The organism is Staphylococcus delphini (assembly GCF_900636325.1).
In the GTDB taxonomy this organism is placed as follows: Bacteria; Bacillota; Bacilli; order Staphylococcales; family Staphylococcaceae; genus Staphylococcus; species Staphylococcus delphini.
Genome location: NZ_LR134263.1, coordinates 603,381 through 629,502, shown reverse-complemented (window position 1 = coordinate 629,502; position 26,122 = coordinate 603,381). Strand labels below are relative to the sequence as shown.

Sequence of the window (26,122 nt, the reverse complement as noted above, 5' to 3'; positions counted from 1 at the left end):
TTACTTTTACTCTATTGTATCAGTTTCCGACAAACAAGGGGTAATAATTTCTTATTGTGTCACGCAAACCCTATCTCTATCCATTAAAAAAGACTACCGACACAAGTTACATCGATAGTCTGTCATCACTTCAATTTTTAATCTTCACGTTGAAACGCGCGCTTTAATACATTTTTCCAACCTTTTTCAAACGATAATACTGCATTTTTATATGATTTCGCTGCAAGGAAAAGTAATACACCGATAAGCACAATGTGGATAATGACTGCGATAACCGCTTCAAAGGTAGGTGTCGTCGTTAACGCTAATCTTGAGAACGTCACGAATGGCGAAAAGAACGGTACATAACTCATAATGTTAATAAAAATATTGTCCGGATTGAATGAGCCAAAATAGCCTGCATAGAACGCTGCCATGATTAAGAACGTCATCGGCATTAACGATTGTGCTAAATCTTCAATACGGGCAGTTAAATTACCGAGTATCGCTGCTAAAATAACAAAACTCAAAATGCCCAAAATTAAGAAAATGACACCGAAAACAATCAATCTTGTTAAGTGTGGTGTGAGCGATAAATTCACTGAACCGAACATCGATTGCAAATCAAAAATAAAGTAATTCGCGACAAAAGTTAGGCATAAAATGACGATTTGTGTGAATGCAAGTGCTAGTACGCCTGCAATTTTTGCCATAATATGTGTCGTCGGCTTCACACTTGTAATAATCATTTCTGACACACGTGACGTTTTTTCCGTAGCCACTTCTGTAGCGATTTGCTGTGCATAGTTAAAGACGATAAAGAACATTAAAAATGTGCCTAACATCGTAATAATTTTCGCAAAACCTTGTTCATCCTCAGACGCACTACTATTTTCTTGTCCTGACTTTTGAATGATTGTATTGTCGATTTGACTTTGACTTTGTAATCGTTGCAAATCATTTCCTTGTAAGCCGAGATTTTGTGCGATTTTTTGCGTTTGAAGTTGCGTCAATACAGCTTGTAATGTTCCTTTATCATTATCAGAAGGTGACGATGTACTTAAAATCGTCCCTGTTAAAGCATGTTGCTTATCTTCATGAATGACATACGCTTGATCAATTTCTTCTTGTTTGATCTGCTTTTTAGCCTCATCTTCTGACAATTTTTCATAATGGACCTCTTTATTAATCACCGACAATTGCCCTTTAACTTGTTGGTACAATGTATGGTCTTGTGTCACAATCGCGACATTTTCACTGCCACCATCGAATAGCTTTATAATTTTATCGAAATTCGCGGCGCCTGTGATGAGCAACATCATAATAATCGTTGAAACTATAAACGACCTTGCTTTTAACTTTTTAAAATACGTCAATTTAAACGTAGCAGCAAACTTACGCATCTAAATCACCCACTTTCTCGATAAAGATTTCGTTCATCGTCGGTTCCATCAATTGAAATCTCTTCGTGTAACCTTTTTGTTGTACGACTTCAAAGATAGCTTCAGCCACCGTTTCATCCGACACTGTGAAGAAGTTTTCAGTTTTAACAACTTTATGATGTAATACACCTGGTAATGACGCAACTTCTGATAAATCATACGGTGCATCCACAACGACACGTTTATAACCGACACTTTCCTTGACAGATGGAATGTCACCTTGAACGACCATCTCACCACGATTTAAAATGCACACCGCATCACACAGTTCTTCAATATGCTCCATACGATGCGAACTAAAAATAATTGTTGTCCCTTGCGCATTCAAATCTTTCACCGCTTGCTTCAACAACTCGACGTTCACTGGATCGAGTCCACTAAATGGTTCATCTAAAATCAACAATTCAGGTTCGTGCAACATACTCGCCAACAATTGCACTTTTTGTTGATTCCCTTTTGAAAGTGCTTCAATTTTTTTATGACGATTTTCAGTAATTTTAAAGCGTTCCAACCAATAATCAATCGCTTTACGAATCGCGGCTTTATCCATGCCTTTTAATGTCGCTAAATACGTCAACTCTTCAGTAACTGTTAATTTTGGATGTAAGCCGCGTTCTTCTGGTAAATAGCCGATATGATTGTACATCGTGTGATCAATCACCCGACCGTTATATGTAATACGTCCTTCAGTAGGCTCAGACAATCCTAAAATCATACGGAAAGTTGTTGTTTTGCCCGCTCCATTGCGTCCTAAAAATCCTAACATTTTCCCTTTTTCAAGTTCAAAAGAAATCTGATTCACTGCGGTAAATTGACCGAACTTCTTCGTGACTTGCTCAATTTTCAATGTCATAACTGCACACTCCTTCTTTATTTCGCTTACATTGAATATAGCTTATCCCCATCGATTTGACAAGTATATTTGTCAAAATGACGTAAATACATTACAAAATGAGTGGGATGATTGGTTCAAAAGATAAAGCATCGGGCGTCAAACACCATGCCTTAATGTATGTCTTGTAATTTCAAGCAAACATACGACGCCATAGCTACAGACATGGCTATCATCGCAATATTTGCCATTTTGATCGCTTGTACATCACAATGTTGAGCATTTCTTTGCTGACTCCATATAATAGAAGACTTTTACAGCATCATCACTGCAAAAGTCTTTATCTTCAGTTCATTAATAACGATATGGATCGTCTTTCTTTTCTGTTTCTTCAATATCACGCAGTCCATCTTGTTGCGTCATTGTGTCATTGCGATAATCATGTTGGTACGCCATGCCGGCATGATTTCGATCACCACCTACATATTGGCGACCATATTTTGGTGAAGGACCATATTGATTATCTTGTTCCTTACTGTCTAATAAACAAACAATAAGCGTTACTAAACTTAAAATGATGCTAATAGCCATCAATGTGAATGCAACCCAGCTAGGCAAGAAAGCAAATTCATTCACAACGCTGACATTTGTCGATGTTGCTTCATCCTCGAATAACGTCTCTTTTTGCGTAAATGCACTAGCGATGTTATAAATAATGCCTAAAATAAACGATAAAATCGGAATCAACATCGAAAAGCCGACATCATGAAACCGTCTCACTGTTAATGCGAGATTCGGAATAATGGTTGCTAACGAATATAAACCAATAGCAATAAACAAAATGACTGCAACGATCCAACCTAAAATCGGAATAAACATTAAAACCACGCCTAAAAATAACGCTGGTATCATAATGATGAGATGCCATAACATAACCCACCAATACTCACTCCGACGACTTCTCCCTTTGAAATTCACATAGTTTGTCCAATATAATTTAAATGCTTCAACAAATCCTACTTTAGGTGTCTCCAAATTCAATGACCTCCTTAAATAAGTTGTAGTTCTCTTCTAGTCTACCATAATCCATTTTTATTGCTATAGTATATTAATCATTTTTTTATCGTTTTCCCGTCAAGTTAAATCGTATGACACGTTTGGAATGTCATAGCGATTTCCGGTAAAATAGCATCATATCCTAAAACTAAATGGAGGCGACTATGGATTTTATTCACCCACCGACGATTCAAACCGCCCAAAACTTACTCGGGGTTCAATTGATTTATGAAACACCAGAAATCACCTATAGTGGCTATATTGTCGAAACAGAAGCCTATTTAGGTTTTAAAGATCAAGCTGCACATGGCTATCAAGGACGTCGCACACCGAAAGTCGAATCTCTTTATCGACAGGGCGGGACCATTTATGCACATGTCATGCACCGTCACTTGCTCATCAATTTTGTGACACAAGAACAAGGCGTGCCAGAAGGTGTACTCATCCGTGCCATTCAACCTGAAGCAGGCATTGAAATGATGCAACGTAATCGTGGTCGACAAGGCTATGCGTTAACGAATGGGCCAGGAAAGTTAACCGCTGCAATGCAAATCCCTCGTTCTATTGATGGCAGTCAGTTGAATATGGGGCGTTTAAAAATTGATACGAAAAATCGAAAGTTTCCGCGAGAGATCGAAGTTGGACCGCGTATCGGGATTCCGAATAAAGGCGATTGGACAGCTGCCCATTTACGTTATAGTGTTAAAGGGAATCCGTATGTATCACATCGACGAAAAAGTGAGATGTGGCCTGTTGAGGAAACGTGGCGGTAGAGTTTAAAGGAAATGGGACACAAAAATTTTTGATGCTCATGATACGGTATTTTGTTTAACTTGCCCTCAATAATTTTGGCTTTGATTGCCTTCATGGCTTCCCTTTCCTAGAGGCTGGCCCTTCAACTAAATTCGGCTTGATTAAATCATACATGATATGGAAGCCAAATTGGATTTTGGGAGCAGTACAGAAATCTCATGTGTAACAAAGATTTCGTCGTACTGCCCCCGCAAGGCTGACTAGACTTCTCAAAAGTGCTAACATTGAGAAGTCAGACAGCTACTGCGATAAACGGTAGCCACTTTTAAAGTTAAATGACGTTATTTAGCCTTTAACTTATCCCTCAGGAGTGTCAGCCTTCTGGGCAATCTAAAATCAAATACAGGAAACTGAGGGCAAGTTTATGAAATTAAGAAAACTAATAGCATCAATTTTTTGCATCCCATTTCGCCTTCATTTTTATACTGTTTTATCATCAATAATGGATATAAGTCCATAAATAGGATAGGGACTGGGAAATCTCAATGTCCTAGCCCTTGCTATGCGTATCATTACAACGACGCGGCACCGTTATGCTTGTTCATCAACAGCATTATTTTTCTGTTTTCTAAACATGCCGATATGAATTGAAATGACCGCACATAAAATTAAAATGAGTGGATAATATGAAAACTTCAATACTTCAAAATAAGAAACATGGCCGAACTGTTCAGCCATTAACATCCCGCTGTCATGAGGCAACACCATTAATGCACTAGCAGCAAAAATGTCTAACAAGCTGGCCATTCGTTTTGGTGCAATTTTATACATTTGGCCGAGTTCTTTAGCGATAGGCGCTGAAATAATAATTGCGACGACATTGTGCACTAAAGCTGCTGACAACAGCCCCGATAGAAAGCTCATCGCATATTCAGCGCTTTTCGGTCCATTTGCACGTTTTTTCATTGTTTCTACAATCCAGTCAATACCGCCATAGTATCGAATTAAAGCGACTAAACCTGAAATTAAGAAAGCGATAAGGAAAATGGAGAACGTGCCTTCCATTCCTTCCCCAATTTTAGAAGTCCATTCAAAGACGCCAATATTTCCTCGTGCGACACCAATCATACCTGTCAAAGCCGTCCCCGAAATTAACACGAGCATGACATTCATCCCCGCAATAGCCGCAATGAGGACGAATAAATATGGAATCACATCAATAAAATTAAAACTTAAATCACCTTTAATATGCCCTGTCCCACCAACAATGGCATAAATAATAAAAGTGATGATCGCTGCAGGCAGTGCGATAAGAAAATTCGCTTTAAACTTATCTTTCATCTTCGCACCTACACCTGTTGTTGCTGCAATCGTCGTATCAGAAATAATAGATAAGTTATCGCCGAAGTAAGCGCCTGCAATGACCGCAGCCGCAGCAGCCGCTACATTTAAGTCTGCCGCTTGAGCAACAGCAACCCCAATCGGAATAAAAGCAGCTTGTGTGCCTGTTGATGTCCCTATTGATGTTGCGACAAAAGCACTCATCACAAAAATACCAGGAATCAGCAAACTTGGTGGAATAATAGATAAGCCCAAGTTAACCATCGCTTCTTGACCACCCATTGCTGATGCCGCGCTCGCAAAACCACCTGCTAATAGTAAAATCAATCCAAGTTCTGCAATCCCCGAAGAACCTGCATTTTCTGTAAATATTTTAACTTTTTGCGTGATGGGCGTTTTACGATCGTAGCACGTCCATGCAATGACAATCGCAATAAAAATCGCCACATGTCGCGGTAATAGTTGAAATGCATCTTTTGTGCCGAGCATTGTAAAGACGAGCCCCACACCAATGTACAATACTAAAAAGATGACTAATGGTAATAAAGCAAGTGCACCATATTGTTTTTGACTTCTTAATTCTTTAGACATGTCTTTCCCCTCAATATCTTATTATCATGATAAGGATTATACACTTTTATCTCACTTTGACAAGTCTCGCGTATTATTTTTTATGAAAAGATACGTTTTTTATGCTTAGTCATCTGTTTTTTACTTTTATAAATGTAATCATACCGCTTCACCTTTTCCATTAAATGGCCAGCTATTCATATGCTGAAAATGTCGCATCACCGTCATTTTCAACTTTAATATCGACTTGATGCTCACCACGACCGACTTTATTATTGTTCAGTCCTTCAACACCGTCTAAGTTGACATCCCCTTCATCCCCATCGATATGAAATGCTGTATTCGAAAGTTGACCTACGTAAGTAACCTCCACAGTACTGTCATTAATTTCCCAAGACATCGGGATATCTTGTGGCACATCTTCTAAGCTGACATCGCTAGCACCTACTTTTGCAGTCACCTTTTTAAAATCAGTATGTTCCGTATACAAAGCACTGTCCTTCATAGCTGTAGCGAGTTGTTGAATATGACTGTCATCTACATACAAATCTGCTCTCGTTAGGTTCAAAGTTAAATGTGCGAGTTCAAGGTCATCTACAGTCATAGTTGTATCTGTCCCATTCAACGTCACTTGATCCATTTGTGAAGTAGGTAGAGTAATGATAAGTTGCTTTTTATCTAAAGGACGAAACGGATTAAGATGAATTGAGATATTTTGACGTTTCTCACTGGAAATAGATACGTTCATTTGAGACCCATTTTTCTCAACTTTAAGGTGATCTTCATTTGAGATGTCACCTTTAATTTTCAATGTATCGCCTTTGACAAATGTTACATCTCTACCTTTAGTATCTAGCGCTAACTTTTTTATGCCATTCGTCTTATAAGTTTTTTGTGTCATCTCATGATCTTGCTGGTCATGAAAAAATGTGTAATAAACCGTGCCGGCAAGTCCAACGATAAACATCACACATCCGATTAAAAACACAATGAACAATGCACGTTTCATGCACTTACACCTCTTTTCACCAATTTAACGTTCCATTTTAAATATTTTACAAATCCGATATAACTCCATTTGAGGATAAAAAATAATAATACAATCAAGATGAGCCCCAATCCGAACCAACCCACTGTCGCAAACACGTCATCAATGAGGATGACTTCTGATAAAACGTAATATTTAAACACTAAAGCAAATGGTGTCATGAGAAAGGCAACACTCATTAATACAATACTCAAAAGGATGCCCAGTACAATCATTAATGGTCCCGTAATCAAAATAAAATTCAACAAACTCAACCCTATCACAGTAACAAGCGCTTTTGTGATATTCGATGTTTTTTGACTCTCTTTAGCTTGGTTCACCGCACTTTGTGCATTGATAGCCCGTGCCATCTCTTTCGGCGCACCTAACATCCCGATGATTTCTTGTTCAGATTTGCCATCACGTAACCCTTCAATAAAATGATTTTCATATTCAGCCACAATGTCTCGTTTTTCTGATTCAGGCATGCCCTTTAAGTATTGATAAAGGGTGTTCAAATATTCTGCTTTCGTCATTCGCATTCACTCTCCTCGATAAAAATTTTCACGATACTGACAAATTCATGCCATTCTGATTTCAATTGTTGTAACCGCTGAGCCCCTTCACGTGTGAGTTCATAATATTTACGCGCAGGTCCTTCCGTTGACGGTTCGTAATACGTCGTCAAGCAGCTTTCTTTAACAAGCCGACGTAACAACGGATAAACCGTACCTTCAGCAATCATCATATGCTTAGAAATATTTTGTACGAGTGAGTAGCCATACTGCGGCTCCTTTTTAATAATCAACAGTACAATCATTTCTAACGCACCTTTTTTGAATTGGATGTTCATTGTTGCACCTCCATGAATACATTAATCAGTACTAATCAATGTATAATACTCAAATATAAAATAGCACACACTATTATACATTGCAAGGTACTGTGTTAAATTCTTTCGTATGTCTATTGTCCTCTACTTAAAACTAAATAAAAATGCGTACCAGGGGCTTTTATCACCTTGATACGCTTTCAAATGAATTTTAAACTGTTTTGACATTAATCGGCTCATGTTCGCCATTTGAGTCAATATCATGTGCAATCGTTTCATCTTCAGTCTCTAAAAACAATGTAAAATGTTTCCCTTGCTGTCCGACTAAATGTGCCGGAATAACTAAATGGTAACTACTGTCGATGTCCATTAACCCTTTAGCGAATGTGACGTGCTGCTCGTTTTGTAATAAATAGCTGATTAACGGGGCGCCTTCGATATCTTGAATTTGAATACGTACACTTATATCGCCACGTGCATTTTGGCTCACATCGACAGAATAATCTACAATTCGATCGTTTGCCCTTTCAAGTACGTACATATCGTTAAACAGGTTTTGTTGGGGGGACATCATCGTTTCTGTGGGCACCAGTTCAATGACATTCATTTCACCATGAATAGCATGTGTGATATCAAACTCGATATGCCCTTCATTGCCTTCTACCGTTCCAACAACACTTTGATTGATATAAATCATAAAAGATTGCCGTATCCCTTCAACATTTAAATGATAATCTTTACTGTCATCAAAATCTTCTATCATAAAAGAACGTACAATGTGCAAATCCGACATTTCATTTTTATCCGTTAATGGATGCATGATGCCAGTTTCAGTTTCATAGTGCCATTGTTGATTTAAAGGGGTTACTGCATGACTTAAAAATTTGATATATGGAATCGCAAATACATGACGGCTCATGTACGGAATATAACGCGTTCTTTTCGTTAATTGGTATTGATTAATTCGCATTTCTATCTTTTTCAAATGCTGGTTCATCTCATCACCTCAGTATTAAAATATATATTTTTTTGTGTTTTTAATTTAACACTTTAGACCACAAGATAATATATACCAATCGTCACTGTATATGTTAAAATGTTTCCATATTTAAAGTTATCGGGGTGGGATAAATGCAATTACTCTGGAAGATGTTTAAAAAGAATCAATTCGAAGCCAATATTGATGAATGTGGGATTGAAATTGGAACGCCTCAAGGGGGTTATCAATATGAGGTGACCAAACCAGCAGTGCTCCATGTGGTTATGTCTGGCACGGGTACACTCACATACAATCAAAAAAAGTATACATTGAAACCGGGTGACCTCTTCTTACTTTGTCGCGGCATGAACGTACACTATGAATCCACTTTGGACGAGCCGTGGACATATTATTGGGTGGGTTTTAGCGGAAAACTCGTTTTTGATTATTTAAACCGTACGTCTTTATATGAAACACGCGTCATTCAAAATCAACCAACGAACGCCATTCGCCAAATCATATATCGGATGTGTCACCGTTCCATTGAATACGCCACAGAAAGCTCTGATGATATTCAACATATGCGCGATTTATACGAACTCCTATATGAACTGCATCAACATTTTCCCAAACCGTTTCATGTCGTTAAAAATGAAAAATATTCTAACGTCAGAGAAGCGATTCGTTATATGAATGACAATTATATGCATGCGATTTCGATTAATGATGTCGCCAAACACGTCAATGTCAGCCGTAGCTATCTATATAAAATGTTTATAAAGCACATCGATCAATCCCCGCAACATTATTTAATTCACATTCGGATGTATCACGCATCACAATTATTCAAGGAAACAGATTTGCAAAGCCAGGAAATTGCAGATCGTGTGGGTTATAAAGACCCATTGCTATTTTCGAGAGCATTTAAAAAACATTTTGGTGTCACGGCGACCCAATATCGCGAAGAACATCAGTAAAGCATTGAAAGTACATGGAACACTCAAAAATGGTGATACAACCCAATTATCAACTACTTACTATTTAAAGGCATATATCCACCAATTCCGAACAATCACACTCGATTTTATTTTTATATAGATTTTTGTCTTTAAAAAAAGTATAATAGTTTAGTATGGGATTGAAAGCCCTTTCTATTTTACTAACTCAAAGGGGGGAGTGTAACAATGTTAGAGCTCAACAGTATTACAACATTGTTTCTTGCCTGTCTATTATTAATTGTGGGGCAAGCTATTGTAAATAAAGTAGAAATATTTAATCGTCTCAGTATTCCATCTCCCGTCATAGGTGGACTTATATTTGCGATTATCTCTGCAATATTAACTTCTACTGGGGTATTACACATCAAAATCGATGGCAAATTTTTCCAAGACTTTTTTATGTTAGCCTTTTTCACAACAATTGGTTTAGGGGCATCATTTAAATTATTAAAACTCGGTGGTAAAGTGTTAATCGTCTACTGGGTGCTCTGTGGTGTGTTAGCGACATTCCAAAACGTCATTGGTGTATCCATGGCAAAAGTGTTAAACATTGATCCGTTATTAGGTTTAACAGCAGGTGCCATGTCAATGGAAGGTGGACACGGGAATGCAGCGGCATACGGTCAAACGATCCAAGATTTCGGTATTGATTCAGCTGTGACAGCCGCACTTGCAGCAGCGACACTAGGTCTTGTAGCAGGTGGCCTATTAGGTGGACCAGTCGTACGTTACTTAATTAAAAAGCATGACTTAACACCAAGTAATCCAGAATCATTTCAAAAAGATTATTCAAATGTAGAGATTAACCGACGTCTCCATAAACACTTTACTGTGAATGAAGTGTTTTTTATTCAAGCGACAGTCATATTATTCTGTATGGGACTCGGCTCATATTTAGGTCAATTGTTCAGTGATTGGTCAGGATTCAATATTCCATTATATGTTGCTTCAATGTTTATTGCGGTAATTATTCGAAACATTTCAGAATTTGCAAATCTTTACTTAATCGACTTAAAACTTACAAATCAAATTGGCGATATTTCATTAAGTATTTTCTTATCACTTGCATTGATGAGTATTAAGTTAACGGAAGTATACAACCTAGCATTACCACTGATTGTGATCGTGATTTGTCAAATTATTTTCGTCGCACTATTCTCTATTTTCATCGTCTTCCGCTTGCTCGGTAAAAACTATGATGCAGCCGTGATGATCGGTGGTTTCATCGGACACGGACTTGGTGCGACACCGAATGCGATGGCCAATTTAGATGCCATTACGAAAAAGTTTGGTAATTCACCACGTGCCTATTTGGTCGTTCCAATTGTGGGCGCATTCTTAGTCGATTTACTTGGATTCCCAATTATTACGACATTCATTAACATCTTTAAACCATAAAAAAAGAGGTGCGCTTCACGCGCACCTCTTTTTTTATTATGCTTCTTGACGGCGGATTTCCCAACCGTACGGATCAGACAACTGTGACCAGTCGGCATCAATTTCTTGACTGTTCAATAAGCATTCATCTAATTCGGCAGTAATCGCTGCTTCATCTAAATCAATTCCAATAATGACGAGTTGCGTATGGCGGTCACCATATTCAGGGTCCCAATCCGCACGCACATCCGGTCTTTCTTGCAAAATGGCCGCACGTTCAGCTTTTGGCATGCTGGCTACCCAAAATGTCACAGGATGAATATCGACAGCCGTTCCTGCTTGAGAAACAAGACACGCAACATCATTGTATTGTGCTAACCAAGCAATTCCTTTCGCACGGACAATGGATTCAGACATATTTTCAAGAAAAGCGTTAAAGCGTTCTGCGTGAAATGGCAAACGTCTGCGATAAACAAATGACGAAATACCATATTCTTCAGTTTCAGGAGTATGTGTCGCATGTCCACCTGCTTCAAGTTCTTGTAACCACCCCGCTGATTGACTCGCCGCTTCAAAATTAAAGCGCCCTGTTTCTAATACTTCATCAATGTTCACTTCTGCATTGACCGTGCGGATAAACTTCGCAGTCGGTTGTAATTTACGCAACATCGCTTCTAAACGATTCGCCTCTTCTTCACTCACTAAGTCGATTTTGTTCAAGATGAGCACATCACAAAATTCAATTTGATCAATGAGTAAATCTGCAATCGTACGTTCGTCATCTTCACCCACCGCTTGATCTCGATCTAACAACATGTCTCCAGATTGATAGTCTTTAATAAATCGGTTTGCATCGACAACGGTTACCATCGTGTCGAGACGACAAATTTCCGTTAAATCAATCCCTAGCGCTTCGTCCACGTAAGAAAATGTTTGCGCTACAGGAACCGGTTCAGAAATCCCTGTCGATTCAATAACGATTTGATCAATGCCGCCACGCTTAACGATACGTTCAACCTCTTTTAATAAATCATCGCGCAATGTACAACAAATACAACCGTTCGAAAGTTCAACGAGTTTTTCATCTGTACGCGAAAGGCCCCCTCCTTCAGCGACAAGATCTTTATCAATATTTACCTCACTCATATCGTTCACAATGACAGCAATTCTTCTTCCCTCGCGATTGTTTAAAATATGATTCAGCAAAGTCGTCTTACCTGATCCTAAATACCCACTTAATACCGTTACTGGGATTTTCCCCATATATAGCCCTCCTCAATTCATCACAAATCGTAATGATTACGTTTTACAGTATATAATAAATCCTTCCATCAACGCAATGAAAATTTAAAATGATTTTTGGACTGGCCTGTTAACTGCATTAAAAAGGAACAGATGACGGCGTGATGACACCCTCATGCGTTCCTAAGTTCGATTACAATTGACGCTGTTGTATCCAGTTTTTTAAATACGGATCAAACACAATCGCGGCTTGACGTAATTCTGTAATATTTTTGGCATTCAATAAAGTCATAATGTAAGCCATTTGTGTTTTAAAATCTTCTACATATTCAATCGTCGCTTCCACGCCCACTTCATGAAGCATCTTTAAAATCGGCCGTGACATGCCCACCGCTTCTGCACCTAAACGTAATGCTTTAATCGCATCAAGTGGGTGACGTACCCCTCCACTTGCGAGTACATGAACGCGACTGCTTAAATTTCGGGCTTCTAATAATGAAACGACTGTCGATTGCCCCCAGTCTTTCAAATAATCCATATCTTTAAATTGACGACGTTCATTTTCTATTGAGATAAAGTTCGTGCCACCGTGACCACTAATGTCAACAAAAGAGACGCCTACATCGATAAGTTGTTGTATCGTGTCATAGCTCATCCCAAAGCCCACTTCTTTCACAATGACAGGCACCTTGACGCCTTTAACAATTTCACTGATTCGCGATAACCAATGTTTGAATTGTCGATTCCCTTCTGGCATGACTAGCTCTTGTGGTGCGTTAACATGAATTTGTAGCGCATTGGCTTGAATCATCTCAATCGCTGCTTGTGCTTCTTCTAACGCCACGTCCGCACTGACATTCGCCCAAATTTGACCCTCTGGATATTGTTCACGAGCCACTGCATAAGAATGTCGTACAGCTGGATTTTTTAACGCGGCATGCATACTCCCTACAGCCATTGGAATTTGTGTAGCTTTAGCGACTTGAGCCAATTGTTCATTCGTTTTTGCCGTCCATTCAGAACCACCTGTCATCGCATTAATATAGAGGACGTGTGACATTTGGAGCGCTTTAAAGTTAGGCAACAGCGTCACCTCTTCTACATCCATTTCAGGTATTGCATGATGAACAAATTGAATGCGATCAAAATCGGATTGTAGCGTATCACTTTGCGCGAGTGCTAATCGTACATGTTCATTTTTTCTTTGTTCTCTTTTATTCGTCATTACCTTTAAAACCCCTCATCATTGGTTGATTAATTTGACTATATCATATTCAGTGCCGACATAAAGTATTTTCTTGAAATCAACATATTGTAAACGTCAAATATGGAAATGTCACACTGTTTCACCTCTTCAACTTTTTGCGGTATACTGATGAACAAATAAAACAAAGAGGTGTCCTTATGTTAACTTACCCTTTTTTTGATACCTATCGCGTTGAAAATGATTGGATTGATCGCAATGGTCATATGAATGATGCTGTTTATGCAAGACTTTTCAGTTTAGCCATCGATCATTTTCATGATGCCATAGGTTTAACGACAGCAGAACGCGACCGTCGAAACTACACTGTTTTCACTTTAGAAACGCATATTACGTACCTTAAAGAACTAAAGCGCGATACACCCTTTCACATTAAAGTCCAAATTTATGATTTTGATGTCAAACGCACACATTTCTTTTTAGAGCTGATTCACCAAGAAACAGAAACTGTCATGGCCACTGCAGAAACGATGATGATGGGCATGGACCGAAATACAGAACGTCCAGCAGTATTTCCTGACGATATTTTTCACGCGATACAACACTATACTAACGCACAAGGAACGATTCAGTGGCCAAAACAATTGGGACATCGAATCGGCATTCCTCGCGCATAAATTCAAAAAACACTACAAGTCCTCGTCACAGCTTGTAGTGTTTTGTCATGTGATTCAATTATGCGTCTGTTGCGCCACGTTTAATCATCTCTGCTTTAGTGACAATTGGATATTTCTTAAAGACAATAGAGCCGATATAGCCCCAAATGAGTCCAATAATTCCCATGATGACACCATACACGACAACAGTCACCCAAGAATTAAAACCAAACATTACGATAAACCCGGCAATCGGAGTCGCTGTCCCAGTCGCATCGTTAATCAAACCGGAAAGCGCAATGACAAGACCTGCCGTCGCACCTCCAAAAAAGTTCGTAATATAAATTGGAATCGGATTGGCCGAAACGATATCGGCTTGTGATAACGGTTCAATACTCACTGAAATCGTCGCTTTACGGTCACCTAATTTTAAACGGTGGAAAAGTGTGCCGTTCATAAACGCAGAACTAAACGCAGCCATCGCACCAATAGCCATTGGCACCCCTGTTAAACCGAGCAGTGCTGTCAATGCCATCGAACTCAGTGGCGCTGTACCAACAACGGTAATGATACCACCTAAAATAATCCCCATAATGACCGGGCTTGTATCTGTCGAACTTTGAATAATGTCACCAATTCTAACGAGTGTATTGTTGACAACAGGTGTTAAAGCAACCGCAATCGCTCTTGATAATGGTGCAACGATTAACACAGCAACAATAAGATCCACACCGTCTGGCACGTATTTCTCAGTATATTTCATTAAATAACCGATGAGATAACCCGCAAAAAATCCTGGTAATAAATCCATTCCCCCACAAGCTGCCGCAATCACTAAGGCGTAAACGGGCGAAACACCAATGGCTAAAGCCGTCAGACCCGCTGCGGCAACACCACCTAAGTCACCCGCTGCAGCACCCACTTGTTCTAAAAAGTCATTGTGGAACACGCGGCCACCGACGTATTTATTAAAGGCTTCAACTAAAAATGTCGCAATCGCTGCATTCGCAAGTGCTCCCATTGCGCGCATACCATTAGGTGCTTTATATGTAAATAATGTGAAAATGACGAGTACTAAAACTAAAAATGCTGTACCGATAAGTAAGTCCATGATGCCCCCCTCTTGTTATTCGAAAAAGGCCCCTTGTTTATCATTTCAATTTCTGAATAACTGTGTAATTTTTATAGTTTGTTTTTTTATGTATTTCATTTTACTAAAGTTTTATGTTTTTTGCACGCCGGTTTGATTTTGAACTTTTTTAAAATGAATCGTCATGTTCGATTGACTGACCGTCATTTCATTTTTTGTAAACAATAGTCTCCATTTTTCACACTCAATCAAGCGAACTATACGAATCACTTTAAGGGCAGCAATGGATATAAAACAATAAAATGTTATAAAAATAATGCCATCATCCTTTAGCATATTTTAAAACAAATCAAAAAGGCACACCCAATCAATCATTTGAGAGTACCCTTTGTTCATACGTATTTATTTTCCTTTTCACATCAGCGTCATGATAAACAAAACTGAATCAAAAACTCATGATGCATATTGGTTTAATAAATCAGTCATAACATGCCTTTAGATTGCCAAAAACCGTGCAAGACTCCTGAGGGAATGCATTAAAGGCAACATAACAGCATTTAACTTTAAAAGTGCCTATCGTTTAACGCAGTAGCTGTCTGGGATTGGAACATAGAAAATTTTTGATGCTATATTTTAGTTAAACTTGCCCTCCCTGTGATTTGTGGTTTTTGATTGCCTTCATGGCTGCGCTTTCCCAGGGGCTGATCCCCTGGGAACGCGAGGACATGTTCAGTAATTTGAAACCCATCACGAATCAATCGTTTTTCGAATCTGCTTCAACACTTTCCTCGACTCTACAATGGGATACAACGGAAAGGCTGTCACCATATCGCGATACTCATAAAAATGAATCGGCTGTTGTTCCGCTTCAAAATAATCCGCTAACTTTCGCATATCAGGATAAAACACTTCGCACGTGCCTCCAAACATGTACACAGGTGGCAATCCTCTCACAGGTCCATACATCGGTGAAATACGTGGGTTTTTACGCTCCAAATCATCGGCCCACACTTTAGCAATCGACTGTAAACTGAAAATATTTTGAATCGGATCTTTTTTCTGCACTTGTTCAGTGATTTCCGGATTGGATAGCGAAATATCTAACCATGGCGAAATGAGATAAAGTTTTCCAGGCAGTGGCAATTCTTCTTGTTCCATTAATTTTTGGGCAAAACTAAGCGCCATATTTCCGCCTGAAGCATCCCCCATAATGACGATATTTTCAGGTTCTGTTTCTTTTAATAAGCGACGATAAGCTTGCTCGATCGCCTCGTGGGTTTCACGATATGTAAATTCAGGCGCCTTAGGATAAATCGGCAGCACAATTTCGTGTAACGTTTCATACGCCAACTTATCCATAAATCGCCAATGAAAAACAGAGGGTTGAAAGACGAAAGTGCCTCCATAAATATATAAGATTTTATTTTTAATATGGTGACCAAAATTAAAGCGAAACACCTGCATATCATCAAACATATCTTTGACTAAATTCGATTTCACATTAATTTGATCCGGCTGTTTATGCTTGGATTGATTTAACACACGTCTCTTTTCTATAAACGCATCCACTTCTGCTTGGGTTTTAAATTTGAGATGACGTTGTTGCGACAAGTATCTCCCCATTAAATTACTCATGACATTTCGTTTCAATTGTATCCCTCACTTTTCCTCAACAATCATAGTGTATCACTTGAAAACTTTACTTATATATTTATTTTATAGGTTATCCCTCATAGCGCAATAACTGTTTTCAACAAATCATCTTCATATTATCATAAATTTGAGCCTTTGACGCCTTCATAAATGGTATTCAGTTGTGATTCGATACGTTCTAAATCAATAAATCGACCTTCACGATGCATTTCTTTACCTTCAAGGAATATAATGTCGACAGGCACAGTAAAAATTGACAGCGCACCTGCAATTTCAGGGACGTCATCTGCACTGACATTGCCTAACGCAACACCTTCATAGCGTGCAACTAATTCTTGAATCCGTGGTAAAACGGCATGACAGACTGAACAATTGTCTCTCGAAACGTGAACGACTGCGATTTGATGATTGGCCACAAACGCTTCATATGCATCCAATGTTTTTAATACTTCCATCTTTCAACCTCCTTTTTCATTTCCCATTATGAACTTACATCAGTTCTATCATATTTTATAAAAAAGCACTATGAATATGATTCTAGGTGTACTATAATGCATAATTGTATTAGCGAAAGATTTTAACACAGCTTGTTCAATGATATAGGAGGCGTTACATATGAAAGAGACCACACGACAACACCCCCAGTTTCAACAACAGTTTGAAAACCAACCTATCCACCGTAGTCCATATTTTGGTAAAAAGCGACGTTCATGGGTGAGCTTTATTTTAACACTGATCGCTATGGTACTCGTTGCGATTGCTGCATATAGTATGTATAGCGAAACTTTATTTAAAATGAGCTTTCTTGATGAAAATGTCACATTTGATAAACTTAAAGTGATTGCCGATCAACTGACAGCGCAATCATTCATCGATACATCAAATATTGAACAAACCCTCAATTATGTGATTTTGGGACTCAATTTTTTCTTCATTTTAGTACTGGTTAATATCATTATTGCGATTTTGACACTCGTCTTTAACCGCACCATTTTGAAAGTCATCAATTGGTTCATCTCTATTTGGATTGTTCTCATTCCTGTTGCTTTCTTATTTTATATTAATCGTGCTGCTGAAGAAATCACAAAAAAACTTGCACCATACATCGGCAACGTAGATCCTGCTACTGTTTTTTCACCATCGAATGCACTTCACAATGCGATTATTTTTACCGCTATTGCCACAGTTCTTTATTTTATTAGTCTATTTTTCAGAAACAGACGTTCAAAAATCCGCAAACAACTTTAAATGACCCAAATTAAAGAAGTCACTATAGAGAAAACCACATCCTCCATAGCGACTTTTTTTTAATTGCGTTTCAATTGTTAAACATGAAGCCTACAAACAAATAAAGAATGTAAGCAAATTTTAGATCTAAGTTGTGTCAAAAAGATCATCTCTTAAACTAAAGTGGTACTTGTAAGTTTATTTCATTTATAAACTGCTAATTATTATATTAGTTAATAAATATACTGACGAAATAAATATACATGTTTTTGCACTCATTTCTATATTTTTGAAAAGGATAACAAAAACTAAATAGCTTTGCATAAAAAGAGTAAAATTTATATTACCTAAAAACGAATTTCCTTTATCAAAAATATTTAGACTTAATAAATTGTAATCTTCAATAGAAATATCAAAAACAAATTGAAAAACAATACCTATAAGACTTAAAAGTACAATAACTAACTGCATTGAGATTGTCAAAGATATAATACTCAATGGCTTTAATTTATTATGAGTTAGGCGTGCAAGTATTAAAAAAAAGAAATAATGAAAAACAATCGAAAACAATACGGTAAACAAACTAATAAATATAATAAAAATTTTAGCGAACAAGACAACGGAATTCTCTTCACTAGCATTCAAATCTGTACTTTTATTTAATTCGGTAAAATCCATCATACTTACTGTTAATATGCTTGATAATAACACAATAGTTAATACCATTAATAATTTTAAGCCCCATCTTTTTTTATTAGCAACAGTTTCAAAATAATCTCCAAAAATTAAGTGATTAGTCTTCATTAAATACACCCCCCTTTAAATTTTATTGAAAATCACATTACTTAATTCTTCCTCAGTTATTGTATTCTTTATATTAGTAATCATTCTACTTTTCAATATCAAGATTTCATCTGATAATTGATATGCTATGGGTATAATATGAGTCGAAATTACTACTGTTTTATTTTTCGAGGAGAATTCTTTTATGTACATTTTAAAATTCTCAATATTTATTGGATCTAAAGACGTTAAAGGCTCATCCAATAATAATACGTCCGGATTTATTAAAAATGCTGATATTAATGATAATTGATGCTTCATTCCCTGTGAATAGTTTACAACCAACTCATAGACAAAAGACTTTATCCCATATCTTTCAATCATTTTATTTAGTTCGTTTTTTGATATATTATATACATCACATATTAAACACAGATTGTCATAGCCACTTAAAAAATCTAAAAAATAAGTATGCTCCGGAATATATAATACAGACTTATTATTTTTTTCTATTTTGCCATTATTAGGACTTACCAATCCCGCAAGTATTTTTAACAATGTAGTTTTTCCAACACCATTTCTTCCTAAAAGTGTGTATATTTTTTTCTCTTCCAACTCAAAAGTAACATTTTCCAAAATGCTTTTTTTATACTTTTTATTTAGATTTTCTATTTTCAATGAAATCCCCCCTACATACTTAATAGATGATTCAAAATTGATGGAGTTATAAATGTCTCAATTAAACTTGATATAAGAAATAAAGCAACCATTAACAATATTAATTTTACAAAACTTGTTAAAGATTCAACTCTTACTTTTTTGAAAGAATAAATATTGTTTATTAACTTTCTTAAAGAAAAAGTGGATAAGTAAAATGCTAAACTCATAGCTAATATTTCTAAAATGCCATGTGTAGATATAATTAAAAATCCATAGAAAAAGTCATCACTTATTTTAAAAATATAATCAAAACTAATATATAATAGATAAAAATTTAAAATTACTATTAAAGCCGAAAGAAAGCCAAAAGAAATAATTCCAACTCCTACTATCAATAATGCTAGCCCTAAATTGTGTAAAAATAGTTCTATCCACACTAGCTTTTTAGGTGATAAATTCATATTATCTGTCGCTATTGAACTATCACGAATATAATAACTACTTACTAACAACATAAAATATACAATAATAAAAAATATGGAATTTATTATTAAAAATTTACGGTGAATTAAATGTTTAACCAATAATTAACCCCCCCTGATTTCTATCCTATATATTTGCTAAAGATAACAGTGACAATAGGTGAACAACATTTAGAATAGCATTTTATAAAAAGCACTTGTTGTAGTTAAAATTATAAATCCACAAAAAACAATACCGTATCTTATGATTTTATTTGGTACGTTCTCAGAATATAAATTAAATAATTTCCGATATATAAATACTCCCATCAGACTAGATAGATACAGTACAAAGGTTCCCAACAGAAAAAAATGAATCATAAAATAAAATGTAGATACATTTAAACTAAAATATATAAATATACTTACTATAGAGAACTGACAAAAAACAAACAAAAAAATAAAATGCGTTGTTTGTTTCACAGCAATTTTCAAAAAAAACATATAATTAAAAAAACTTCTATTTTTAATATTAAAAACTCCATTTACAATCCCTATTGATGTTACAATTGTTATGATATAAATATTTTCTTCCAAATACGGAAAAAATGATAAAGTTAGCAAAATTATGCTTGCTAGCACAAACAAATTACTATTTATTAGAGAGTTATTTCTCAACAAATATTTCATTATTAGGATATGCTTATTTGAGCTATTTATTAAATTAAAGCTTCTAATTTTGCAATCATAATTATCTTTTAAAAATGATTTTATACAAATATCAGTTGAAAAATAAATTATTGAGATTAATATTATTAAATATAAATATTGCATAGTTCCCAGTTCGATATGGTAAAAATCATAGTTTTCAAATATACTCGCTATATTATTTGATATACTATCTCCTAATATCCACTCTTTTAAGTACAATATTGAATCTTTTATAACATCTAATTTTAACTTCATAAAAAATATCATAATAAGTAGCATAATTTGCTTAAAATAATATACTATTAAATTATTATAATTATTAAATTTAAAATCTATAAATGTGTTTATAAATACAACTAACATTAGTGATGTAGTTATTATTGCTGTATAATTAATAATAAAATACAATCCATCTTTGCCATTTAAAATAGGTTGTACTATGTATATTGGTGTACTTAACAAGTATATTAATGTTAATGTTGATATTAAAAAGCAATGGTTGTTTAAAAATAATAATTTTTTCTTCCTATCAAAAGTAAAGTTACCATTTAAAAAGAAATAATTAAATTCTTTATTTGTGTAGCTACCTATACCAAAAGATATACTGATTAAAACATAAACTAAGATGAAAATATTGATTTTCGATTGTTGCAAATGAATAGTATGAATAAACACTTGGGTCATAATAATAATAACTAACCAAAATAAATAAATGAGTATCACTAAGGTAATAGTATTGCTCCTATTAATGAATTTTTTATTTTTAATATTACTATGTAAATCAAAACCCAAAAAAGATTGCCCCATGTGAAAAAACATATTGAATATATATTTTATGTTTAATATCGTCAATTTTAAAATCAATTTCATTTAAATTCCCCTATTGATAAAAGAGCCATACCATTAACAATAATAGTATAGCTCTGTGTATCGATAATATCTCAAAAATTACCAACTAGCCAATGTATAAATATGGTGATCTAATAAATATCCTACAGCTGCGTCTCCAAGTACTGAAATAACTAAACTCACTCCACTCCAACCAGTAACAATTTTTAGTGCTGTTCTTAATCGTTTAGTAGTTTTGTAAACTTCTCTAGCTTTTCTTATACCATGTAAAGCTGCAGCAAAGGATAGACCTGGCACTAACTTTGAAAAATCAAAAGTCAGTCCTTGTGCTAAAATTAAGCCAACTGACAATGTGAACACACCTAATAAAACAATTTTGACAACTTGAGAAAAATTCTCCTTAAGATATGCTGAGTTATTCATCGGAAACTACCTCCTAATATAAATATATTAAATAAAACCATCCATACGTATAAAAACATAATGTATACTATATGTTTAGTATATATTTTATTTGAATTTTTAAACATTATAAATATAGTAAATATTAGCCATAAAATTATTACTGGATTGAAAAATGCTGATACCAAGTGGTTTGATTTAATATTAAAAAAATAATTTTCCAACAATATAACTCCTATATTTATTAAATATATATATGGAATTATTTTTATATTATTGACTTTGCTCAGACGAAAAATATTAAATGTAACCCAATGTAAAAAAACAATTGAAACTATGTATATAAAAGTTACTGAAATCAGTAATAAAACGAGTAACAAACCAAAAAATGAATATGCCCTAATTCCATCTGTAAGTAGTAAGTTTTGTATATTTTGTATTTCATTTGGAGGTAGTTTAGAACTAATATACAGAACAGAACATAAAGTAATAAACAGAATTATAACTATAGATAGAAAGTTAATTTTTGCATTCAAACTCCCAACCCCTCTTCGACAACTTTGTTTGTATAATTACATTATAATTAACAACTTATATTTTGTAAATATTAAATTTACATTAGTATACACTAAACTTTAACTTTAACATCCTAGTCCTTATTTATTTTCACGTGGTGATGCGTGCTCAATTTTATGAAATCATATTACAACTAAAAAAGGACTGATGCCACAAAATTACATCAATCCTCTTACCTCTTCATTTATCTTTGGATTGGCCACGTTTCCAAATATTCTGCCATATCCCAAAACATATATTCATAATAGCTCGTATGGACGACAATCTCTTCTAATGCGTCCAATGCTTCTTCCGACATCCCTTCAGCCACACGATCCATCATCGCAATGACATCATCTTTAAACGCCGTAAATTCAGATGAACTGTACATTTTTATCCATTCACCATAAAAAGGGTGTTCTGCAGCGCCTTTAATTTGATTTAACGCCTCTCCGATATAGTGATAACTCCATGTACAAGTGAGCACTGCGGCAATCACATTTTCTACACCACCACGTTGGGCTAAATTCAGCATATAACTCGTATAAGCCAATGTCGTACTCGCGGGTGGGGTTGCTTCTAATTCTTGTTCACTAATGCCAAATTGCGCGGCATATTGACGATGGAGTTGCATTTCTGTATTCAATGTCCCAGAAACTAAATTGCCAAAAGTGGACATCATTTCTAAATCTGTCGCTTTTGTTGCACCTATCGCAAATAATCGCGCATAATCTATCAAATAAATATAGTCCTGCTTCATCCAATGTTTAAACTTTTCTTTCTCTAACGTCCCGTCACCCATCCCTTTGACAAACGGATGTTCCAGATAGCTCTCCCATATCGGTTGAACACGTTGCCATAATCGCTCAGTAAATTTCATCATCTACACACCTTTCAAATTATAGTTTCCTTCCTTATCATCATAAAGGTGTGTTCGGACACTATGCAATCATCTACATCATACACACAGATTCTATTTTTGATGAAAATTCATTAAATTGCGATAAATTTCATCGCGATAGTACGCATCTAATTGTAGATCATAGTCGCTACACCACTGATTAATCGAACGGACTGTGGAAGCATAAACATAACTAAAAACTTCTATTGGGAAAGGGAATTTGGTAGGCAATTCTGCTTCATAGCGCTGGAGTTCCTTTTGAAAATAATCGTAGAAACTTGTGGTCACCACTTGATAAAACTTCGGATCGCCTTTTTGTGTATGTAAAATTTTTAATATTTGTTGATTAATCGTCCTATCGATGCTACTGAATGGTTCTCGTAAACGGACGTCTAAAGCCAAGGCGAAATAAGGTTTCAATGCCATTCGACTCACATAATAAAGTAATTCGTATTTGTCTTTAAAATGTTTATAAAAAGTCGTTCTATGGACGTTCGCTCTTTAGCATATTTGGTTAATGGTAATTTTGGTGAGCCAATAATCTTCTAACAAGGCTAAAAATACTTCTGATAATTTCAAATTCGTTTTCTGTACACGTATATCTCTTTCATTCATAAACTCATGCGCACCTTTCTTTTCTTCTATGGTGATGCTTATCAATGAGGTGTAAATTCGAAATATTCATCAATTCATATCATTGGAGACGTCTGCCCTCCAACAACACAAAATTTTTCTCACAATATTATTTTACACCGTTTTTTATTAAATTATTAACAATTGTACTTCAACTTTCGACACAACTCAATAGAAACCAAAATTTATTCAAATAACTTTTATGAAACAAAAAACATTATTGTTCCAATTAATTTGTAAGTTGCTTTAACGCATTGGTGATTTAAATTCTTTGTGCTCATTAATTAGAATGGATTATGCAAAATGTTAACGCTTCTTGTATCACCTTTCATGCCCCCCAACTACCTCAACACATTTTTGAATCATCAATGGGAAATTTGCCGACACTCAAAAAATGAAGCTCCAATCCTACAACGGACTAGAACTTCATAGGTATGTTATTCACTTTTCACCTTTAATAATTTTGATAGTTCACAATTTTTAAGTGGTTGCCATTTTGATCGCCATCTAATAAATAATGGGATTGAATCGTACGTCCTTGTGCGTCTTCTTTTTCGACTGTCACTGCGTAATAATCGTCGTTGCGCGAAACATCTGTCACCTCAGGATTTTTAAATTCATACTGATTTTGACTTTTCACGTTCGAACGCATCGCCTCATAATTTGTTGTATTTTCCTTTAAATATTTGGAAATTAAATCAAAATCATGGCTTTCATATGCTTCATTTAATGACGACGTATACTTTTTGAAAAAGTCCTTAATCTTATTCAACGTATCTTTTTCTTTAGATTGGCGATGTTTTTCAATCTCATCTTTATCAAATGACACAGTGATTTCGTTTTCAGATTGGACATCATCTTTTTTAATTAATTCGGTATTTGTTTTAAATGTATGATCGTAAGCTTCACCTTCAGCATAGACTTTAATGTCCTGATTGACTGGAAAAGGCCCATAAGTATCGTCTTTATTTTGAGCTATTTTTTCGTCATTGATGACCACTTTAATGTCTTTTAAATCACTCGCATTTTTAAGTGACACTTTTACTTGAGCTTCTTTAAAGTCTTCGGTCACTGAAATGGTTTCATTTTTACTGTTCACAAAATCAAACTTCAATTGGCCTTCATATGTACCGCGATCCGTTGTTTTGACTGTATCAATCGCATAACTTCCCGGTATGAATTGACCTAGCGATACGGATTGTCCTGCTTCAGCGACCACTTTCTTTTGTGTGCCATCAGAATCAAACTCAAATGTCGCCTTGTCTTTCGGCTTCACGATCGCCTGTTTCGTCGGTGCTAAGAAACTTAAATTATCAAAAATTAAATATCGACGGCCATTTTTACTAATTCTCAACACATCTTGACCTTCACGTGTTTTAATATAAGAGGCTACAGCGGTTTCATGGTTCAGCCCGTCCACTGTGTCGTATACTTCTTTTTCGAACAGTTTCATGCCCACTTCTTTTTTTATAAATTTAATGTAAGTTGACGCTTCTTGTCGACCTACTTTGTTTTCTTTTGAACTTAACAGGTTGGATACTTTTGCAGCATCTTCGTTATTCACTGCATTGATCAAGATTTTCGCTTGCGCTTCAGGAGAATTAAAGTTTCTGAGCAGCAAAAATAAAATAATGAGTAAAATAATAATAAAACTTACAATAGCAATAGGGATGACTTTTTTTAATGAAGGTGGTCTTTTATTGTTATTGGAAGATGATGACTGTGCTGCCTCTCGTTGTTTAGGTGACTGTGGACTAGGTGTTTTAGAATACAATATTTGACTTTGACAATTTGGACAGACGCTTTGATGTAGTAACTTTTCATGGTGACATACCGCGCATTGACCCATACGTACACCTCCTATTCTATACTTTGAGCGCATTCGTCATATTTTTCTATCATAAAGGTT

26 protein-coding genes and 1 pseudogene are annotated in these 26,122 nt (G+C 35.7%); 6 read left to right on the top strand and 21 right to left on the bottom strand.

Features of this window, described 5'->3' with window-relative positions:
- Positions 1-137 precede the first annotated feature (137 nt).
- The 3 genes from EL101_RS02665 to EL101_RS02655 all read right to left on the bottom strand — a co-directional run bounded on the left by EL101_RS02665 (position 138) and on the right by EL101_RS02655 (position 3,294).
- A complete protein-coding gene (locus tag EL101_RS02665) occupies positions 138-1,382 on the bottom strand; it encodes an ABC transporter permease (protein ID WP_096597185.1) in 1,245 nt (414 codons plus the stop codon).
- A complete protein-coding gene (locus EL101_RS02660) occupies positions 1,375-2,274 on the bottom strand; it encodes an ABC transporter ATP-binding protein (protein WP_096597183.1) in 900 nt (299 codons plus the stop codon). The genes EL101_RS02665 and EL101_RS02660 overlap by 8 nt, the downstream gene beginning before the upstream one ends.
- 333 nt (positions 2,275-2,607) lie before the next feature.
- Complete coding sequence (locus EL101_RS02655; protein WP_096597181.1) at positions 2,608-3,294, bottom strand: DUF805 domain-containing protein; 687 nt, start codon at positions 3,292-3,294, stop codon at positions 2,608-2,610.
- A 179-nt stretch (positions 3,295-3,473) separates the two neighbouring features.
- Here EL101_RS02655 and EL101_RS02650 point away from each other — a divergent pair, with 179 nt between their 5' ends.
- Positions 3,474-4,082, top strand: coding sequence for a DNA-3-methyladenine glycosylase (locus EL101_RS02650; protein ID WP_096597179.1), 609 nt, complete (start codon positions 3,474-3,476; stop codon positions 4,080-4,082).
- A gap of 571 nt (positions 4,083-4,653) precedes the next feature.
- Here EL101_RS02650 and EL101_RS02645 read toward each other — a convergent pair.
- From EL101_RS02645 to EL101_RS02625, 5 genes are all read right to left on the bottom strand, one after another.
- Entirely contained in the window at positions 4,654-5,994 is a 1,341-nt protein-coding gene (locus EL101_RS02645; RefSeq protein ID WP_096597177.1) for a Na+/H+ antiporter NhaC family protein, read from the bottom strand.
- A 172-nt stretch (positions 5,995-6,166) separates the two neighbouring features.
- A complete protein-coding gene (locus EL101_RS02640; RefSeq protein ID WP_096597175.1) occupies positions 6,167-6,982 on the bottom strand; it encodes a DUF4097 family beta strand repeat-containing protein in 816 nt (271 codons plus the stop codon).
- Positions 6,979-7,536, bottom strand: a complete 558-nt coding sequence (locus EL101_RS02635) for an HAAS signaling domain-containing protein (protein WP_096597173.1) — start codon at positions 7,534-7,536, stop codon at positions 6,979-6,981. Before EL101_RS02635 ends, EL101_RS02640 begins: the two co-directional genes overlap by 4 nt.
- Positions 7,533-7,853: a PadR family transcriptional regulator gene (locus EL101_RS02630; protein WP_096597171.1), complete on the bottom strand. Its 321-nt coding sequence runs from the start codon at positions 7,851-7,853 to the stop codon at positions 7,533-7,535. Before EL101_RS02630 ends, EL101_RS02635 begins: the two co-directional genes overlap by 4 nt.
- Positions 7,854-8,043: 190 nt before the next feature.
- Positions 8,044-8,829: a hypothetical protein gene (locus EL101_RS02625; protein ID WP_096597169.1), complete on the bottom strand. Its 786-nt coding sequence runs from the start codon at positions 8,827-8,829 to the stop codon at positions 8,044-8,046.
- Positions 8,830-8,963: 134 nt separating this feature from the next.
- On the opposite strand from EL101_RS02625, the gene EL101_RS02620 reads away from it, so the two are divergent.
- The gene (locus tag EL101_RS02620; RefSeq protein WP_096597167.1) at positions 8,964-9,788 is read left to right on the top strand and encodes an AraC family transcriptional regulator; all 825 of its coding nucleotides are present in this window, start codon (positions 8,964-8,966) and stop codon (positions 9,786-9,788) included.
- Between the two features lie 207 nt (positions 9,789-9,995).
- The gene (gene gltS / locus EL101_RS02615; RefSeq protein ID WP_096597165.1) at positions 9,996-11,207 is read left to right on the top strand and encodes a sodium/glutamate symporter; all 1,212 of its coding nucleotides are present in this window, start codon (positions 9,996-9,998) and stop codon (positions 11,205-11,207) included.
- 36 nt (positions 11,208-11,243) lie between these two features.
- On the opposite strand, the gene EL101_RS02610 is transcribed toward gltS, so the two are convergent.
- Positions 11,244-12,449 carry a GTP-binding protein gene (locus EL101_RS02610; protein WP_096597163.1) on the bottom strand — a complete coding sequence of 402 codons (1,206 nt, stop codon included), beginning with the start codon at positions 12,447-12,449 and terminating at the stop codon, positions 11,244-11,246.
- A gap of 172 nt (positions 12,450-12,621) precedes the next feature.
- Positions 12,622-13,653, bottom strand: a complete 1,032-nt coding sequence (gene fni, locus EL101_RS02605; RefSeq protein ID WP_096597161.1) for a type 2 isopentenyl-diphosphate Delta-isomerase — start codon at positions 13,651-13,653, stop codon at positions 12,622-12,624.
- Between the two features lie 179 nt (positions 13,654-13,832).
- Between fni and EL101_RS02600 the strand changes: the two genes are divergently transcribed.
- On the top strand, positions 13,833-14,309 hold the full coding sequence (locus tag EL101_RS02600) for a thioesterase family protein (RefSeq protein WP_096597159.1): 477 nt from the start codon (positions 13,833-13,835) through the stop codon (positions 14,307-14,309).
- Positions 14,310-14,367: 58 nt separating this feature from the next.
- Here the strand turns inward: EL101_RS02600 and EL101_RS02595 are convergent, their stop codons facing one another.
- Complete coding sequence (locus EL101_RS02595; protein WP_224398531.1) at positions 14,368-15,354, bottom strand: PTS sugar transporter subunit IIC; 987 nt, start codon at positions 15,352-15,354, stop codon at positions 14,368-14,370.
- Here EL101_RS02595 and EL101_RS13445 point away from each other — a divergent pair.
- Positions 15,317-15,400, top strand: a pseudogene (locus tag EL101_RS13445) (hypothetical protein); the annotation flags it as partial. The gene EL101_RS02595 and the pseudogene EL101_RS13445 overlap by 38 nt on opposite strands.
- Before the next feature lie 725 nt (positions 15,401-16,125).
- Here the strand turns inward: EL101_RS13445 and EL101_RS02590 are convergent.
- Both EL101_RS02590 and EL101_RS02585 read right to left on the bottom strand, forming a co-directional pair.
- Positions 16,126-17,028, bottom strand: coding sequence for an alpha/beta hydrolase fold domain-containing protein (locus tag EL101_RS02590; RefSeq protein ID WP_096597155.1), 903 nt, complete (start codon positions 17,026-17,028; stop codon positions 16,126-16,128).
- Between the two features lie 122 nt (positions 17,029-17,150).
- Entirely contained in the window at positions 17,151-17,486 is a 336-nt protein-coding gene (locus EL101_RS02585) for a thioredoxin family protein (protein ID WP_014613101.1), read from the bottom strand.
- A 160-nt stretch (positions 17,487-17,646) separates the two neighbouring features.
- On the opposite strand from EL101_RS02585, the gene EL101_RS02580 reads away from it, so the two are divergent.
- Positions 17,647-18,279: a hypothetical protein gene (locus tag EL101_RS02580; protein WP_096597153.1), complete on the top strand. Its 633-nt coding sequence runs from the start codon at positions 17,647-17,649 to the stop codon at positions 18,277-18,279.
- Between the two features lie 186 nt (positions 18,280-18,465).
- On the opposite strand, the gene EL101_RS02575 is transcribed toward EL101_RS02580, so the two are convergent.
- The 8 genes from EL101_RS02575 to EL101_RS02540 form a co-directional block, all read right to left on the bottom strand.
- On the bottom strand, positions 18,466-19,062 hold the full coding sequence (locus EL101_RS02575) for a hypothetical protein (protein WP_096597151.1): 597 nt from the start codon (positions 19,060-19,062) through the stop codon (positions 18,466-18,468).
- A gap of 15 nt (positions 19,063-19,077) precedes the next feature.
- Positions 19,078-19,719, bottom strand: a complete 642-nt coding sequence (locus EL101_RS02570) for an ABC transporter ATP-binding protein (protein WP_164715563.1) — start codon at positions 19,717-19,719, stop codon at positions 19,078-19,080.
- A gap of 11 nt (positions 19,720-19,730) precedes the next feature.
- Entirely contained in the window at positions 19,731-20,285 is a 555-nt protein-coding gene (locus EL101_RS02565; protein ID WP_096597147.1) for a stage II sporulation protein M, read from the bottom strand.
- Positions 20,286-20,354: 69 nt separating this feature from the next.
- Positions 20,355-21,743 (bottom strand): hypothetical protein, encoded by a 1,389-nt coding sequence (locus EL101_RS02560; protein WP_096597145.1) that lies wholly within the window; start codon positions 21,741-21,743, stop codon positions 20,355-20,357.
- A 78-nt stretch (positions 21,744-21,821) separates the two neighbouring features.
- Positions 21,822-22,145 carry a hypothetical protein gene (locus tag EL101_RS02555; RefSeq protein WP_096597143.1) on the bottom strand — a complete coding sequence of 108 codons (324 nt, stop codon included), beginning with the start codon at positions 22,143-22,145 and terminating at the stop codon, positions 21,822-21,824.
- A 739-nt stretch (positions 22,146-22,884) separates the two neighbouring features.
- Positions 22,885-23,559, bottom strand: coding sequence for a thiaminase II (tenA, locus tag EL101_RS02550; protein ID WP_096597139.1), 675 nt, complete (start codon positions 23,557-23,559; stop codon positions 22,885-22,887).
- Positions 23,560-23,652: 93 nt separating this feature from the next.
- Positions 23,653-24,006 (bottom strand): hypothetical protein, encoded by a 354-nt coding sequence (locus EL101_RS02545; RefSeq protein WP_240622723.1) that lies wholly within the window; start codon positions 24,004-24,006, stop codon positions 23,653-23,655.
- A 661-nt stretch (positions 24,007-24,667) separates the two neighbouring features.
- On the bottom strand, positions 24,668-26,062 hold the full coding sequence (locus EL101_RS02540; RefSeq protein WP_096597137.1) for a membrane-associated protein TcaA: 1,395 nt from the start codon (positions 26,060-26,062) through the stop codon (positions 24,668-24,670).
- Between the last annotated feature and the right edge of the window lie 60 nt (positions 26,063-26,122).